Here is a 15,157-nt window from a genome sequence, read left to right on the forward strand (position 1 = left end):
CCGGACCGCAATCCCCCCCCCCCCCCCCCCCCCCCCCCGACGCCGAACGCGCCTTAAGAACCAACATCCCACCCCAGGACCAACAGCCCATCCCAGGAGTGACATTGCATCCCCAGATCAACATCGCAGCCCAGGAGTGACCTCGCATCCTCGAACTCACATAGCAGCCCAGGACCCACGACAGCCTAGGGTCCGCATCGCCCTCCCAGGATCAACATCGAATCCTTAGATCCACATCGAATCCCAGGACCAACATCGCCCTCAATAAACCCCAATCGAATGCCGCGCCACGAAATGCCCTTCTCCGACGGCCACCAGCGGCTCCACCAGCGGGTCATCGCCCAGCTTTCTCATCGGGCTGGGAATCTCGTCCACCAGCAGCGACCGTTCACGATGCCGTCGTTGCGGGTCCGCGATCGGCACCGCTGCCATCAGCTTCTTCGTATACGGATGCTGCGGGTTTTCGAAGATGGCTCGGCGGGGGCCGATTTCGACGATCTGGCCCAGGTACATCACCGCCACCCGGTGGCTCACTCGTTCCACCACCGCCATATCGTGCGAAATGAACAGGAACGACACCCCCAGTTCCCGTTGCAGATCCAGCAGCAGATTCACGATCTGCGCCTGGATCGACACGTCCAGCGCCGACACCGACTCATCCGCAATCACCACCTTCGGATTCAACGCCAACGCCCGCGCAATGCAGATACGCTGGCGCTGCCCGCCCGAAAACTCATGCGGATAGCGGTCGATCATTTCCGGCAGCAGCCCGCACTTTTCCATCAGCCAGCGCACCCGCTCCTCGGCCGCCTTGCCCTTTGCTACCCCGTGGATCAGCAACGGCTCCATGATCGAATAACCCACCGTCATGCGCGGGTCCAGCGATGCAAACGGGTCCTGGAAAATGAACTGGATATGTTGGCGCAACGTCTGCATCGCGCTACCGCGCAATGCGCCGATGTTCTTGCCGTCGAACTCGATCGTGCCGCCCTTGCTCTTCACCAGTTGCAACAGCGACCGACCCGTCGTCGTCTTGCCGCAGCCCGACTCACCCACCAGCGATAAAGTCTCGCCCGGGTACAGATCGAAACTGACCTTCTCCACCGCATGCACACGCTTTTGCACCCGGCCCAGAATGCCGCCCGTAATATCGAAACTCGTCGTCAGGTCACGCACCTTCAGCACCGGACCGTTCTCGCGCCGCACCGTTGACGGCGCCGCCACCGGCGCATCCACCAACGCCGCCGGGTCCGCCACCTGCGCCGCCTCTTCCAGCTTCAACAGCGGAAACGGCGCCGGCTCATCCGTGCCGTGCATCGCCCCCAAGCGTGGCACCGCCGACAACAACGCGCGAGTGTAAGCATGCTGCGGACGCGCGAAAATCTCGTCCGAACCGCCCTCTTCCACCTTGTCGCCGCGATACATCACCAGCACCCGGTCCGCCACTTCCGCCACCACGCCCATATCGTGCGTGATGAAAATCACCCCCATGTCCATCTCTTCCTGCAACTGACGGATCAGCTGCAGAATCTGCGCCTGGATAGTCACATCCAGCGCCGTCGTCGGCTCATCGGCAATCAGCAACTGCGGCTTGCACGACAGCGCCATCGCAATCATCACCCGCTGCCGCATCCCGCCAGACAGCTGATGCGGATAACGATCAAGAATGGCCCGCGCCTCGGGAATGCGCACGCGCTCCAGCATGCGCAGCGTTTCCGCACGCGCCGCCGCCGCATCCAAACCCTGGTGCAATTGCAAGGCCTCGGCAATCTGGTTGCCCGCCGTGAAGCTGGGGTTCAGCGACGTCATCGGCTCCTGGAAAATCATCGCCACGTCCGCACCGCGCACGCGCTGCAACGTCGTGTCCGGCGCGTTCGCCAAGTCCAGCACCTCGCCATTGCGGCGGCGCAGGAACATGTCGCCATTGATGATCTTGCCGCCGCCATATTCCACCAGCCGCATCAGCGCCAGCGACGTCACCGACTTACCCGAACCCGACTCACCCACGATGGCCAGGGTTTCGCCGCGATCCACATGGAACGACACATTGCGCACGGCGTCCACCGTGCGATCCGGGGTCTTGAAGCGCACCGACAGGCCATTGACCTCGACGACGCGTTTGGAATCCATTGTTGCCATAGTGATTACTTTTCCTGACGCGGATCGAGCGCGTCGCGCAGCCCGTCACCCAGCAGATTGAAGCCCAGCACCACCAGGAAAATGGCCGATCCGGGAAAGATCGACATCCAGGGCGCCTGGGTCATGAAGTTCTTGGCCGTGTTCAGCATCGAGCCCCACGACGGCGTCGGCGGTTGCAGGCCCAGCCCCAGGAACGACAGGCTGGCCTCGGCGATGATGGCCGTGGCGATGGTGATGGTGGCCTGCACGATCAGCGGCGGCATCACGTTGGGAAACACGTGCCGACCGATGATCCGCAAGTCGGATGCGCCCAGCGCGCGCGCGCTCTGCACATAGTCTTCGTTCTTCACCGCCAGCACCTGCCCGCGCGTCAGCCGCACGAACTTGGGCGCGGCCGATACGCCAATGGCGATCATCGCATTGGTCAGGCTAGGTCCAAGAAACGCGGCCAGCGCAATCGCCAGGATCAGGAACGGAATGGCCAGCAGCGCTTCCGTGGCGCGCGAAATGATGCTGTCCGTCCAGCCGCCGAAGTAGCCGGCCGCAAGCCCGAACGGCACCCCGACCACCAAGGCGATCAGCACCGACACCAGGCCCGCCATCAACGACGCGCGAGCGCCATAGACCATGCGGCTGAAAATATCGCGGCCCAGTTCATCCGTGCCCAGCCAGTACGACGCCGACGGCGCCTTGCGGATGGTGGTGAAGCTGGTCTGCAAGGGATCGTGGTTGGCGATAAACGGCGCCAGCACGGCCAGCAGCACGAAGAACGCCACGATGCCCAAGCCCAGCATCGCGATGTGGTTGCGTTTGAATTTTCCCCAGGCGCGATTGCGGCTGCGGGGCGGCGTGACGGCAGCGGCCGTTGCAGTATTTGCGCTCATGAGTGCCTCAGGCGGGGGTTGACCAGGATGTACAGAATGTCGGCCAGCAGGTTCATCAGAATGAAGCCCACCGCCACGCAGAGCACCACGCCCTGCACCACCGCGTAATCGCGCGTGAACACCGCGTCCACCACCAGCTTGCCAAAGCCCGGAATCGTGAAGACCTGTTCGGTCAGCACGGCGCCGGCCAGCAATTCACCAAACAGCAACGTCACCAGCGTCACGATCGGCATCAACGCATTGCGCAGCGCATGGCGCAGCACCACCTTGCGCGGCGACACACCCTTGGCGCGCGCGGTGCGCACGTAATCGGCCGACAGCGCCTCCAGCATCGACGAGCGCGTGTGCCGCATCAGATACGCGGCAATGGCGGTAGACAGCACCAGCGACGGCATCAGCATCGTCTTGATCGACAGCCAGAAATCTTCGGCCGGCGACACATAGCCCGATGCTGGCAGCAGCTTCCATTGCACCGACACCACCATGATCAAGATGATGCCCAGCCAGAAATTGGGAATCGACATGCCGGACAGCGCCGCGATGTTGGCGCCCATTTCAATGGGCTTGCCCTTGCGCACCGCAGCGATGATCCCCATGGGAATGCCGATCAAGAGCGCAAAGAACATGGCCATGGCGGCCAGTTGCAGGGTTACGGGCAGCTTTTGCGCGATCAGCGTCGTGACGGGCACGTCGGTGCGCAGGGACTTGCCCAGGTCGCCTTGCAGCACCTGCCCGGCCCAGGCCGCGTATTGCACGGGCAGCGGGTCGTTCAGGCGGTATTTGTCGCGCAGATAATCCAGCACGGCCGGGTCGCGCTCTTCGCCGGCCAAGGTCAGCACCGGGTCGCCGGGCAAGATTTTCTGCAGCATGAAGACGATCATCGACACCAGTATCAGTGTCGGTATCGCGACGATCACGCGGCGCAAGATAAGTTTAAGCATGTGGGGAAAACCGTAGAACAGGAACGGCGGACGGGCTCAGGCCAACAGCACCTGGCGCGCGTCCGCCGCAAAAAGCCATGGGACGCATCGCTGCGCCCCACGCGCGCGGCAGCCACCAAACAGGCGGGCCGCCGCGCCTCGTCGTCACTTCTGCGCGAACGTCACACCCTTCAGACGGATCATGCCATCCGGATACGGCGTGAAGCCCTTGACCTTCTTGGCCATCACGAACGGCCACGGCTGGTAGTAGTTGTACACGCCGGGCAGCTCGTCCTGCATGATCGTCAGCGCCTTTTCGTAGATGACCTTGCGCTGGGCTTCATCCGGAATGGTGCGGGCTTCATTCAGCAGCTTGTCCACTTCCGGATTGCAGTAATGGCCGTCGTTCAACGCGCCCTTGCACGTCACGAAGGCGTAAATGTTGCCGTCCGGATCAACCCGGCCGGACCAGCCCAGCATCACGATCTGGAAGTTGCCGGCCGACGCTTCTTTCTGCAGGGCCGCGTATTCCGTGGGACGCAAGGACAGGTCAAAGCCCGCCTCGGCCGCCATGGCCTGCACGATTTCCGCGATGGACGAGGTGGTCGTGTTGTTGCCGAACACCAGCTCGGCCTTCACGCGTTCCATGCCGGCCTGCTTCAACAGCGCCTTGGACTTGGCCACGTCACGCTGGGTAACGGGGAACTTCTCGCTGTGATACGGGCTTGCGGGCGGGAACGGCTGCTGCGCGGGTTCGAAGATGCCGCCGCCCGCCACGTCGTTGATGACGTTGCGGTCGATGGCGTACTGGAACGCCTGGCGCACCAGCTTGTTCTTGAACGGGTTGTCTTCGGCGCGCTTGCCGTTGCCCACGTTGAACATGAACTGCTGGAAGCCCAGGCCCGCCACCGGCGCGAAGGTCAGGTTGGTGTCGGTCTTGACTTGCGGCGCGTCCGACGGGTTCAGGCGTTCCAGCATGTCCAGGTCGCCTGCGCGCAGGTTCGACAAGCGCACCGTGGTGTCGGGGATGGGCAGGAAGGTGATGCGCTGGAAGGCGTAGTCCTTGGCGTCGTAGTACTTGTCGAACTTCTCCAGCACGATGCGGTCGTTCTGGATGCGTTCCACAAACTTGTACGGGCCCGAGCACACGGGCTTGCGGCCCACGGCGGCCACGTCGGCGTCGTTGAAGGTCGCGGGCGACAGCATCATGCCGGCGCGGTCCGACAACTGCGCCAGCAAGGTGGCGTCCGGCTTTTTCAGGGTAAGCACCAGCGTCGTGGCGTCCGGCGCGTCTACCTTGTCGACCGAGGCCAGTTCGCCCTTGCGCAGGCTGTCCGGCAGGGACTTGGCGCGTTCGATGTTGGCCTTGGCCGCGGCGGCGTCGAACTTCGAGCCGTCGTGGAACAGCGCGTCGTCACGCAGCTTGAAGGTCAGCACCTTGTTGTCGGGGCTGAACGACCACGACGTGGCCAGTTGCGGCACGAAGTGCAGCTTGGGATCAATGTCCACCAGCTTGTCGCACAGCGACGTGAACACGATGCGGCCCACATAGGTGCGGGCGCGGTGCGGGTCCAGCACGTCCGGATCTTCCTGCAGGCCGATGCGGATGTTCTGGGCGCACGCGGCGCCGGCGGCCAGCGCCAGCAAGCTGGCGCCGAAGGTCAAGGTCAAGCGTTTCATTGTGGTATTTCCCCTTGGTGCTTGCGATGCTTGAATGTGAAGGGCTGTCTTAGAAGCCGACTGCCTGGCCGTCGCGGCGGCTGTCGCTGGCGGCGACATAACCCAGTTCGTTGTCGTTTTCGGACATGCGCCAGATGAACTGGCCGGCGCCGAAGTCCATGTACGGATCGTCAACGGACTTCAAAGCATGCCCCAGGTCTTTCAGGCCTGCAATGGTGGAGGCCTTCATGTTGGTCTCGATGTCCAGCGTGAAGTCGCGGTTGACCTTCCAGCGCGGCGCGCAGCACGCGGCCTGCGGGTTCTGGTGGTAGTCGATCATGCGCACGACCGTCTGCATGTGGCCTTGGGGCTGCATGTCGCCGCCCATCACGCCAAAGCTCATCACCGGCTTGCCGCCGCGCGTCAGGAAGCCCGGGATGATGGTGTGGAACGGGCGCTTGCCGCCTTCGACCACGTTGGCCGACTTGGGATCCATCGAGAAACCCACGCCACGGTTCTGCATGCTGATGCCGGTGCCCGGCACGACCACGCCCGATCCGAAGCCCATGTAGTTGGACTGGATGAACGAAATCATCATGCCGTTTTCGTCGGCGGCGGTCAGGTAGATGGTGCCGCCGGCATGCGGGCGGCCGGCTTCGAAATGCGTGGCCTGGTCCAGGCGGATCAGCTTGGCGCGGCTGTCCAGATAGGCGTCCGACAGCATCTGCTCGGGCGTCACCTGCATGGCGCGCGGGTCGGCCACGTACTTATACAGATCAGCAAACGCCAGCTTCATGGCTTCGATCTGGATGTGCTGCGACTGCACCGAATCCACCGGCATGTCGGACATATCAAAGCGTTCGACGATACCCAGCGCGATCAGCGCGGCAATGCCCTGCCCGTTGGGCGGGATTTCGTGCAGCTCGTAGCCACGGTACGACTTCGAAATGGGCTTGACCCAGTCCGGACGGTAGTTGCGCAGGTCTTCCAGCGTCATCGCGCCGCCGCATTCCTTGCTGAAGGCGGCGATGCGTTCGGCCAGCTCGCCTTCATAGAAGTCGCGGCCCTTGGATTCGGCGATGCGGCGCAGCGTGTTGGCGGCGTCAGGAAAGCGGAAGTGTTCGCCGACCTTGGGCGCGCGGCCCTCGGGCATGAAGGCGGCGGCGTAGCCGGGCTGCGACTTCAGTTCGTCGGCGGCGGCGGCCCACTTGTGCGCCACGACCGGCGGCACGGCATAGCCGCGCTCGGCGATTTCGATGGCGGGTTCGAACAGTTGTTCAAACGGCAGCTTGCCCAGCTTTTCGTGCAGCGCGGCCCAGCCGGCCACCACACCCGGCACCGTCACGGCGTCCCAGCCGCGCTTGGGCTGGATGGCCAGGCCGTCGGGGCCCGTGCCGTACTTGGCCTTGAAGTATTCGGTATTCCACGCGGCGGGCGCCACGCCCGACGAGTTCAAGCCATGCAGTTCCTTGCCGTCCCAGACGATGGCGAAGCAGTCGCCGCCCAGGCCGCAAGACACTGGTTCCACCAGCACGATCGTGGCTGCGGCGGCAATGGCGGCGTCCACGGCGTTGCCGCCCTTGAGCAGCATGCGCAGACCCGCCTGGGCCGCCAGCGGGTGCGACGTGGACACCACGTTGCGCGCGAACAGCGGGATGCGGACGGAGGGATACGGGTTGGCCCAGTCGAAGGTTTTCATGTGCTTGTCTCTAAACGGTCTGAACGGTTAAGCAGGCGAAGGTACTCTCGTGATCTAATTAAATCAATTTGATTTTTTGTTCCGTCATAAAAGAAATTTTTATGGGTCACCGCTATGAGCACCATCCGGTTTTTACGCACTTTCCTGGCGGTCGCCCACCATGGCTCTTTTTCGGAAGCGGCCGAGCAAGTAGCGCTGACCCAGGCCGCCGTCAGCTTCCAGATGCGGTCATTGGAAGCCGAGCTGGGCCGGGAACTGTTCGACCGCAGCGGCCGACTTGCCATTCTTAACGCAGCCGGCCGCGAATTGCTACCTGAAATCAAGCATTTACTGGATTTATACGACCGAATGCGCCTGCCGAGAACCGTGCCGGGCGAATTGGCGGGCGCGGTATCGGTGGGCAGCATCGTGTCGTGCATGGGTACGCTGTCCAAGGTGGTATCGGGGCTGAAGAAGGCCCACCCCAAGCTGGACGTGCGCATTCTGTCGGGCAAGGCCAGCGAACTGGCCGGCAAGGTCGAAGACGGCGAACTGGACGCGGCCTTTCTGGTGGAAGCCGGGCGCAAGATGGCCAGCACGCGCTGGACGCCACTATATGAAGAGCAACTGGTGGTGATTGCACCCGCGTCGGCGCCCGGCAAGGACGCCCGCCAGGTGCTGGCCGGCAACCCCTTCCTGCGCTTTGATCGCACGCAGCGCACGGGCTTGCAGATCGACCGCCTGCTGCGGCGCCTGGCGGTGCCGCTGAATGAATTCCTGGAACTCAACGCCATCGAGACGCTGGTGGAACTGGTGCGTCAGGAAGTGGGCGTGACCCTGCTGCCGCTGATCAATGGGTCCAACTGGCAGCACAGCCCCGAGCTACGCATTCTGACGCTGCCCCAAGACCTGGGCCCGCTGTCGCGGGCCATCGGCATGCTGGAACGGCGCGAACATGCGCGCCAGGGCATTACGGCGGCAATCTGCGATGCGTGCGCCACGGCGTTCCGGGCGCGCGAACCGCAGACTGCCGCCTGAGCCTTACGACCCCATTGCCGGGTCGGTCACCGACGGCTTGCCGGTTTCAACGTGGCCGGCAAAGCGGCGCAGGTAGGCCGGGTCTTCCGCCAGGCGGGCGGTGAAGTCGTACCAGTGGCCGCTGCCTTCCAGTGCCCAGTGCTGTTCCACCTTGGCGCCAGCCGGCACGGTCAAAGTCCAACGCTCGTTATTGCTGTAGTAGGCGTTGGGCGTGACTTCGAAGGTGCAATCGACCTTGCCGCTGTTGATGAAGCTGACGTAGAGGTCGCCGTTGGCGATGTCGTAGCAGACGCGGATTTCCGGGTCCAACTGCGACGTGCGCGCCAGGGCCAGGTCGCCCGCGAAGTGGCGGAGATAGCCATTGGGGCCCAGCACCCACAGGTCGTACTTGCCGCCATCGGCCGCCGTATCCCAGCTTCCTTCCAACTGCTTGTCGGGCTCCACCGTGTAGCGGCGCGGCAGGCGGTCCAGATGCAGGCGGTCATACACATGGAAGACCGCCGCCTGCTTGCCTGTGTTGGAGAACAGCAGCCACATGGCGCCCATGGTGGGCTCGCTGCGACCGCTGGTATGCAGCTCATACGGCAAGGGGCGCGCATAGCGATAGCCCTTTTCCTGCTCGGGCTTGGCCTGCACCGTCGTGTCCGGCAGCGGCACGGCGGTCAAGGCTTGCTGGTCGGCGCGCACCTGGTCGGCGCCCGCGCGCGTCAGGCTGTTCAAGTCGGGCAGCGCTTCGTCGTTGGGCGTGGCGAAGTTGAAGGCCGAGGTCAGGTCGCCCAGCACGGCGCGGCGCCACGGGCTGATGTTGTCTTCGGGCACACCGAAGCGGGCTTCCAGGAAGCGCAGCACCGAGGTGTGGTCAAACGCCTGGGAATTGACCCAGCCGCCACGGCTCCACGGCGACACCACATACATCGGAACACGCGGGCCGGGGCCGTAGACGCGATTGTCGGCAGCGTCCTGCGCCGAGGCATGCGTGTGGCGTTCCAGGTCGGTATTGACGGTGGAGGCGCCCGCCATCGAGCCATCCGCATTCAGCGACGGCGCGGCAGGCGGCGGCACGTGGTCGAAGTAGCCGTCGTTTTCGTCGAAGTTGATCAAGAGCACCGTCTTGCTCCAGACGTCCGGGTTGGCCGTCAGCGCGTCCAGCGTTTCCTGGATATACCACGCGCCCTGGATGGGGCTGGACGGGCCGGGGTGTTCGGAATACGTGGCGGGCGCCACGATCCAGGACACTTGCGGCAAGGTGCCGTTGTTGACGTCGTCGCGCAGCGATTGCAGGAAACCGCCGTCCGGCATGGTGTTGGCCGTGCCCTTGTACAAGGGGTTGGCCGCGTCCATGCTGGGCGTCCAGGCCGGATACGGCGAGCCATTGGCGGCGTTGCCCGCCTGTTCATTGGCGCGGCGGTATTGCTGAAAGCCCGCCAGCGAGTTGTCGCCGAAGTTCTCGGGCAGGTTTTGGTAGACCTTCCACGTCACGCCGTTCTCTTGCAGGCGTTCCGGATACGTCTTCCACGTCCAGCCGGTAGTGGACGCACCCAGGCTGTCCCACTGGTTGCGGGGCGACGGGCCATTGCCTTGGGCCAGCGGGTCGTTGGTGCCGGTCCACAGGAACAGGCGGTTGGTGTTGGTGCCGCCGTGGGTGGAACAGTGGTAGGCGTCGCACAGCGTGAAGGCTTCGGCCAGCAGGAACTGAAAGTCCACTTCTTTCTGGCGGTAGTAGCCCATGGACTGGTTCTGCTTGTAGCGCGGCCACTGGTCCATGCGACCGCCGTCCCACGCCATCTGCGCGTCCATGTAGTCATGCGGCGTGCCGGCCACGCGCTGGGCGTTGCCCTGCGTGCTGTCCAGGTGATACGGCATGACCACGCGGGTGCCGTTGGTCTGTTCCCACACCGAACGGTTCTGCGGCAGCGGAATGGTGATGCGATCGCCAAAACCGCGCACGCCCTTGTACGTGCCGAAGTACATGTCGAACGAACGGTTTTCCTGCATCAGGATCACCACGTGTTCAACGTCGTTGATCGTGCCGGTGCGGTTGTTGGCGGGGATGGCCAGCGCGCGGCGAATGGCGGGCGGGAACATCGACAGCGCGGTCAGGCCGGCGGTGGACGCGGCGGCGTTGCGCAGGAAGCGGCGCTTGCCGGCGTGGATCGGGTCTTTTTCGGACTTCACGGATGGGTTTCCTATGACTCGGTAGGGAGCGCGCTTCAAGGGGCGCAACGCAGTTCGGGCTTGGTGGGCGTGGGCGGCACGGGCGTGGGCGTTTCCGTCCCGCCGCCGTTATCGGGCGGCGTCGTGCTGTCGTCGCCGTCATCACCGCCGCAGGCGGCCAGGGTGGCGGTCAGCATCAGCACCGCGCCGGCACGCAGCAGGCCGCGCAAGATCAGGGAATGGCTCATGGTTTTTCTATCCTAGGAACATCAGGGAAACAGGTCGGAAACGGACTTGCCGGACAGCGCCAGGGACTTCACTTCGTCCTCGGTCAAGGCGCGCGACCAGAAGGCCAGATCGTCGAAATTCATGGTGTAGGCGCCCTTGGTGCCCGCGCAGCAGATGCCGTAGGTGCCCAGGCCGTCTTCGTTCAGGCCGATGTGCGGACCGAACACGCCGGCCACCAGCCCCAGGTCAACCGAGCCCGTGGTGGTGTTGCGGCGCAGGAAACCGATTTCGCTGTCATAGACGAATGCCGTCATGGTCTTGGCGGGCTTGTTGATGGTCATGGCGATGTAGACCGGCTTGTTCGCCGTGAACTTCAGCCCGTTGATGTCGGCGCGATACCCGCCGCCCGCCACGTTGAAGCGCAGCTCGGGGCCCGCCCACTGGGCGATGGTGATGCCGGGATTGCCGCCGGAGTTGTAGTCCTTGTTGCCCAGGATCGAGCGGTCGTTCGCCGTGCCGTCCGACTGGTACCAGAAGCCGATCGTGAAGACGGGCAGGCTGTCCAGCATGCCGGCCGGGTAGTCCAGCTTGAAGGCGCCCAGGGCAGCCGTGCCACGCTCGTTCTTGAACATCTTGCCGAACACGCCGGCATCGGCGTAGGCCGGCGCCTGCACGCCGTCATACGGAGTGATGACCCCGCCGCCCGCCGCCACGTCGGTCACATCGCCTTCGAAGGGGAACAGCATCGTCAGGCCCGTGCGCAGCGACCCCAGCAGCTCAACCGGCTTGGCATACACCACCGTGGCGCGGGTGGCGCTGGTGGCGCGGCCCGTGGCCACGCTGTAGTTCAGCGTATGCACGCCTTCGGTATCGAAGGTGAAGCCGGTATCGGCATAGCCCGTGTCCGTGCCGGGCAGGCGCGCCACCTCGACGCCGTCACGGCTGACGATGATGTCGCCCACGGGTTCGCCCACGCGTACCCAGGACAGCGTCACGGTCTTGTTGTCCATGGACGTGCGGGCCGACAGGCGGCGCAGCGCCAGGGGTTCGGACAAGGGCGTGCCCGCCATGTCGTATTGCCCCTCGGCAGGCAGCGCGTCCAGGTGCGCCAGCAGGGTAGGCGCGATGTCGGCGGCGCTGGGCAGCGCGTACCAGTTGTTGTCCCAAAGGCCGTCAAACGACGCGTCGTCCGCGCTGCCGCCCAGCAGCGTCGGCTGGTTCGCGGCCAGGAAGATGGTCTTGTTCGCCGCTTGCGGCAGGCCATCGGCCACGCCCGTCTTGCCCAGGCCGTGGCTGGACGCCACCACCATCATCCAGTTCTCGTTGGGGTGTTCCGCGCGGCGGTCGGCAATCTGCTTGGCCAGCACGCCGATGGCGCCGTCGGTCTGGCGGATGACGGCGTTGTAGTTGGCGCCGAAACCGCTATCGGACGCGGCGCGTTCGGGTGCGCCGAATTGCGCAACAACCACGTCATAGCCTTCCGTGATGCGGTCACGCGCTTGCGAGGCGACGCAGTCGTCAACGCCCGCGCAATCGGTCAGGGTTTGCAGGTAGCCGGCGTCGCGGTCGCTGCCGACCAAGCCGGCCAGCAAGGGCGAATTGAAGGCGCCCGCCGTGCGCGCCTCGGGGTGCGCCGTCTTGATGCGCTGGAACAGGCTGGCCACCTTCATCGCCTGGCCCGCCGCGTTGGAGCGCACGCCGTGCACGTCCGCCCACTGGCCGGTCAACAGGGTGGCCCAGCTTGGCGCGGCCAGCGTGGGTTGCTGGGTGACGTCGCCCGTAACGCCGCCCGTCCAGGCGCGCGTGGCCGTCAACTGGCCGATGTTGGCCAGCGTCTTGTCCGCCACGCCTAGTCGCATGGCGTCATACGTCAGGCCGTCAACGCCGATGAACAAGACCTTGTCGACCGTCGCCGGGGCCGGCTCGGTCACGGGCGGTTGCGTGGGCGGCGGCGCTTCGGCGCCGTCATCATCGTCATCACCGCCCCCACAGCCCGCCAATGCGCTGGTGGCCAGCACCATGGCGCACCATCTTCTCCAATCCATTGCTTTCATGCTTCTCTTCTCGTTTCATGAACAGGGTTTACGCTGCGCACATACTGGCGGGCGAACGTGAAAGGTCCATGAAGGGAAGGCCAGAAAGTTTGATCGACGGATCAGGATTCTTTGGGGAGGGGATGGCGCCCGCCCCACCCCGCGCGGGTCGTCAGGGGTTCAGCATCACCCCCGTCAGGTAGCCCACCGACGCGCCCGCGCCGTCCTTGTAGTTGGCCTTGACCAAGGGTTCCAGCACGGGCCGCACCACGTCATGCACCTCGTTCCAGTCCGCCGTGTGCTGGAAGTTGCTGGTGATGTAGGTCCAGCCATTGATGTCATCCACCGCGTGCAGGCCCGTGGATTCGGCGGCAACCGGACAAGACAACAGGCGCGACAAGACGCGCGTATCCACGTTGAACGCCCACAGGAAGCTGTTCACGCGGCCCATGCTGTCTTCGCCGATGAACAAGGTGCGCAGCTTTTCCGAGAACTTCAGGTTGTCGGGGTTCGAAATGCAGTCGCTTCGATGGCGGTTGCCCAGCGCGTCCGGCGCGGCCAGCAACGCGCCCACCAGTTCCGGCACGGCGGCCATGTCCACCGGCACCCAGTCGCTGTCGATGGCAACACCGTCGGTGTCCGACTGCGCCCCTTGCAGGTGCAATTGATAGACCGCGCCCGCGTCCGGCCCTTCCACGCGCAGGTGCGGCGACGTGCCATCGACCATGGACGTCTCAATGTGCGCCATGGCGGTGTACGCGATCTTGTCGCGCGCGTTCACCGTGGTGCCTTCCATCTTGGTGAAGGCCAGCGTGCCGCCCGCCAGCGCCGCATAGCGGTGCGTTTCCAGAAAGGCCGCGGCCTGGCGGCGGCCCGGTTTCAGCCTGACCCAGTTGTCCTTGCCGTCAAAGCGGATGTGGGTGTAGCGCGTATCCACGGGGTCCGCCGTGCGCACGTCCATGATGTCGGCGGCGCTAAGCTCGTCCGCCATTTCCTTGACCTCGGCGCTGGTGGCGTGGCCCAGCCGTATCCAGCGCAGCACCGCCGCGCCCGGCCCGACGCCCGACGTCTGCATCCAGCGGGCCACGTAGAGCGTGCCGGCCGACAGGTCCGCCTTGCGATCGGCCACGAACATGAACAGGCCGCCGTTGGTGGCGTCGTCCCCCATCAACGCGGTGCGCTGGTCGGGCATGATCTGCACCAGTTCATGCGAGATGCGGCCCATGCAGTAGTGCTTCTTGATGCTGCCCGTGCCGTCCGGGTTGACCGTCACTTCGGGCAGATGGCCGTAGTGATACGGGTTGGCGCGGCGCGCGTCGCCATACAGGTGGCGGCTGAACGCCCGGAACCACGGCGAGTCGCGCGCGGTGGTGGCGTCGGGCTCGTATTCCTCGCTGGACAAATGCGTGTTCCACGGCGACAGGCTGGCCCCGCAGGTGACCCACAGGCCATGCACCGGCGCGGTGTCCACATTGCAGTAACGCACCAGCCGCAGCGCGCCGGTTTGCAAGTCTTGCGCCAGGGTCAGCACGGCAATCGGCGATGGCAGGTGCCTCCACATGTCGTCGCCCGCCTGGTTGCGCGACAGGTATTCAAACTGCACCACCGCGTACACGGTGGCCTCCGGCGGGCCGGTGGCGCCGTCGGCCTCGCCCACGGGTCGGGCCAGCGTCAACAGCGACATGCCATCCGGGCAGTCTGAAAAAAATGGCCGTGCGCGCTTGGGCACGGAGGTATCCAGGATGGGCTTGCCGTTGATGTCGACGTAGCCGCCCGCCAGCACGGTGCCGCCCTTGCCATCGGGCACCTGATCGCCCGTCATGAAGAACGCTTCGTAGCCCAGCTGCACGCGCCGCCGCGTGCCGTTGGCAAAGACAAGCTCCATCGCCGATTCCACCGTGGTGCGCGCCATGCCCGCCGGATCCGACAAGCCCGGCGCGGGCATGGAGATGAATTCGGCGGAGAGAAATTCGGCGGATACCGCCGCAGGGGATGCAAATTCGGTGGATGCCAATTCCTCCGCCCGCCTTGAGACGGCGGCCGAGGCATGACGCCCGGCCAGCAAGCCGGCCAACGCCGCGCCGCCCAGGGGCAACATCGGCGCGCTGCCCAGCATCTTGAGCAGCCGGCGACGATCAGTGTGGTCAGGATTTTTCATGTGAACGCTCCCAGGTTCAAACACCCAACAACGAACCGGCCATGCGCGCACTGGCCGCGCGCGACCGCGCGCCTGGGCGCATGCCGGAAGACACATCAAACACATCAGGCATGGCTGACGCCGCCGAGTGTAGGAGCCTGCCGGCCATGGGATGGCCGGCGTTACACCTGAGAAATGATTCCCGTAAGTACTGATGCCCGCTGGTACTGATGCCAGACGTACATAGGGGACCGGCGAACCGGTCCCCTGCCCTGCAACGTCAACCA

Annotated in this window: 10 protein-coding genes; 1 reads left to right on the top strand and 9 read right to left on the bottom strand. The window is 64.8% G+C overall.

The window, feature by feature from the left end; genetic code table 11:
* Positions 1 to 261 precede the first annotated feature (261 nt).
* The 5 genes from ACE04A_RS19000 to ggt all read right to left on the bottom strand — a co-directional run bounded on the left by ACE04A_RS19000 (position 262) and on the right by ggt (position 7,301).
* On the bottom strand, positions 262 to 2,130 hold the full coding sequence (locus ACE04A_RS19000; protein ID WP_259248773.1) for a dipeptide ABC transporter ATP-binding protein: 1,869 nt from the start codon (positions 2,128 to 2,130) through the stop codon (positions 262 to 264).
* Between the two features lie 14 nt (positions 2,131 to 2,144).
* Positions 2,145 to 3,023 carry a nickel transporter permease gene (nikC, locus tag ACE04A_RS19005; RefSeq protein ID WP_050449336.1) on the bottom strand — a complete coding sequence of 293 codons (879 nt, stop codon included), beginning with the start codon at positions 3,021 to 3,023 and terminating at the stop codon, positions 2,145 to 2,147.
* On the bottom strand, positions 3,020 to 3,964 hold the full coding sequence (locus tag ACE04A_RS19010) for an ABC transporter permease (protein WP_100855332.1): 945 nt from the start codon (positions 3,962 to 3,964) through the stop codon (positions 3,020 to 3,022). Before ACE04A_RS19010 ends, nikC begins: the two co-directional genes overlap by 4 nt.
* 144 nt (positions 3,965 to 4,108) lie before the next feature.
* Positions 4,109 to 5,623, bottom strand: coding sequence for an ABC transporter substrate-binding protein (locus ACE04A_RS19015; RefSeq protein WP_259248779.1), 1,515 nt, complete (start codon positions 5,621 to 5,623; stop codon positions 4,109 to 4,111).
* A 49-nt stretch (positions 5,624 to 5,672) separates the two neighbouring features.
* Positions 5,673 to 7,301, bottom strand: coding sequence for a gamma-glutamyltransferase (gene ggt, locus ACE04A_RS19020; RefSeq protein WP_100855330.1), 1,629 nt, complete (start codon positions 7,299 to 7,301; stop codon positions 5,673 to 5,675).
* Positions 7,302 to 7,415: 114 nt separating this feature from the next.
* Here ggt and ACE04A_RS19025 point away from each other — a divergent pair, with 114 nt between their 5' ends.
* A complete protein-coding gene (locus tag ACE04A_RS19025; protein WP_259248781.1) occupies positions 7,416 to 8,318 on the top strand; it encodes a LysR family transcriptional regulator in 903 nt (300 codons plus the stop codon).
* Positions 8,319 to 8,321: 3 nt separating this feature from the next.
* On the opposite strand, the gene ACE04A_RS19030 is transcribed toward ACE04A_RS19025, so the two are convergent.
* The 4 genes from ACE04A_RS19030 to ACE04A_RS19045 all read right to left on the bottom strand — a co-directional run bounded on the left by ACE04A_RS19030 (position 8,322) and on the right by ACE04A_RS19045 (position 14,891).
* Positions 8,322 to 10,493 carry a phosphocholine-specific phospholipase C gene (locus ACE04A_RS19030; RefSeq protein WP_485820401.1) on the bottom strand — a complete coding sequence of 724 codons (2,172 nt, stop codon included), beginning with the start codon at positions 10,491 to 10,493 and terminating at the stop codon, positions 8,322 to 8,324.
* Between the two features lie 35 nt (positions 10,494 to 10,528).
* Positions 10,529 to 10,720, bottom strand: coding sequence for a hypothetical protein (locus ACE04A_RS19035; protein ID WP_259248786.1), 192 nt, complete (start codon positions 10,718 to 10,720; stop codon positions 10,529 to 10,531).
* A gap of 21 nt (positions 10,721 to 10,741) precedes the next feature.
* A complete protein-coding gene (locus ACE04A_RS19040) occupies positions 10,742 to 12,754 on the bottom strand; it encodes a nucleotide pyrophosphatase (RefSeq protein ID WP_485820402.1) in 2,013 nt (670 codons plus the stop codon).
* Positions 12,755 to 12,905: 151 nt separating this feature from the next.
* Entirely contained in the window at positions 12,906 to 14,891 is a 1,986-nt protein-coding gene (locus tag ACE04A_RS19045) for a PhoX family protein (protein ID WP_448717110.1), read from the bottom strand.
* Between the last annotated feature and the right edge of the window lie 266 nt (positions 14,892 to 15,157).

The organism is Achromobacter colocynthidis (assembly GCF_057334535.1).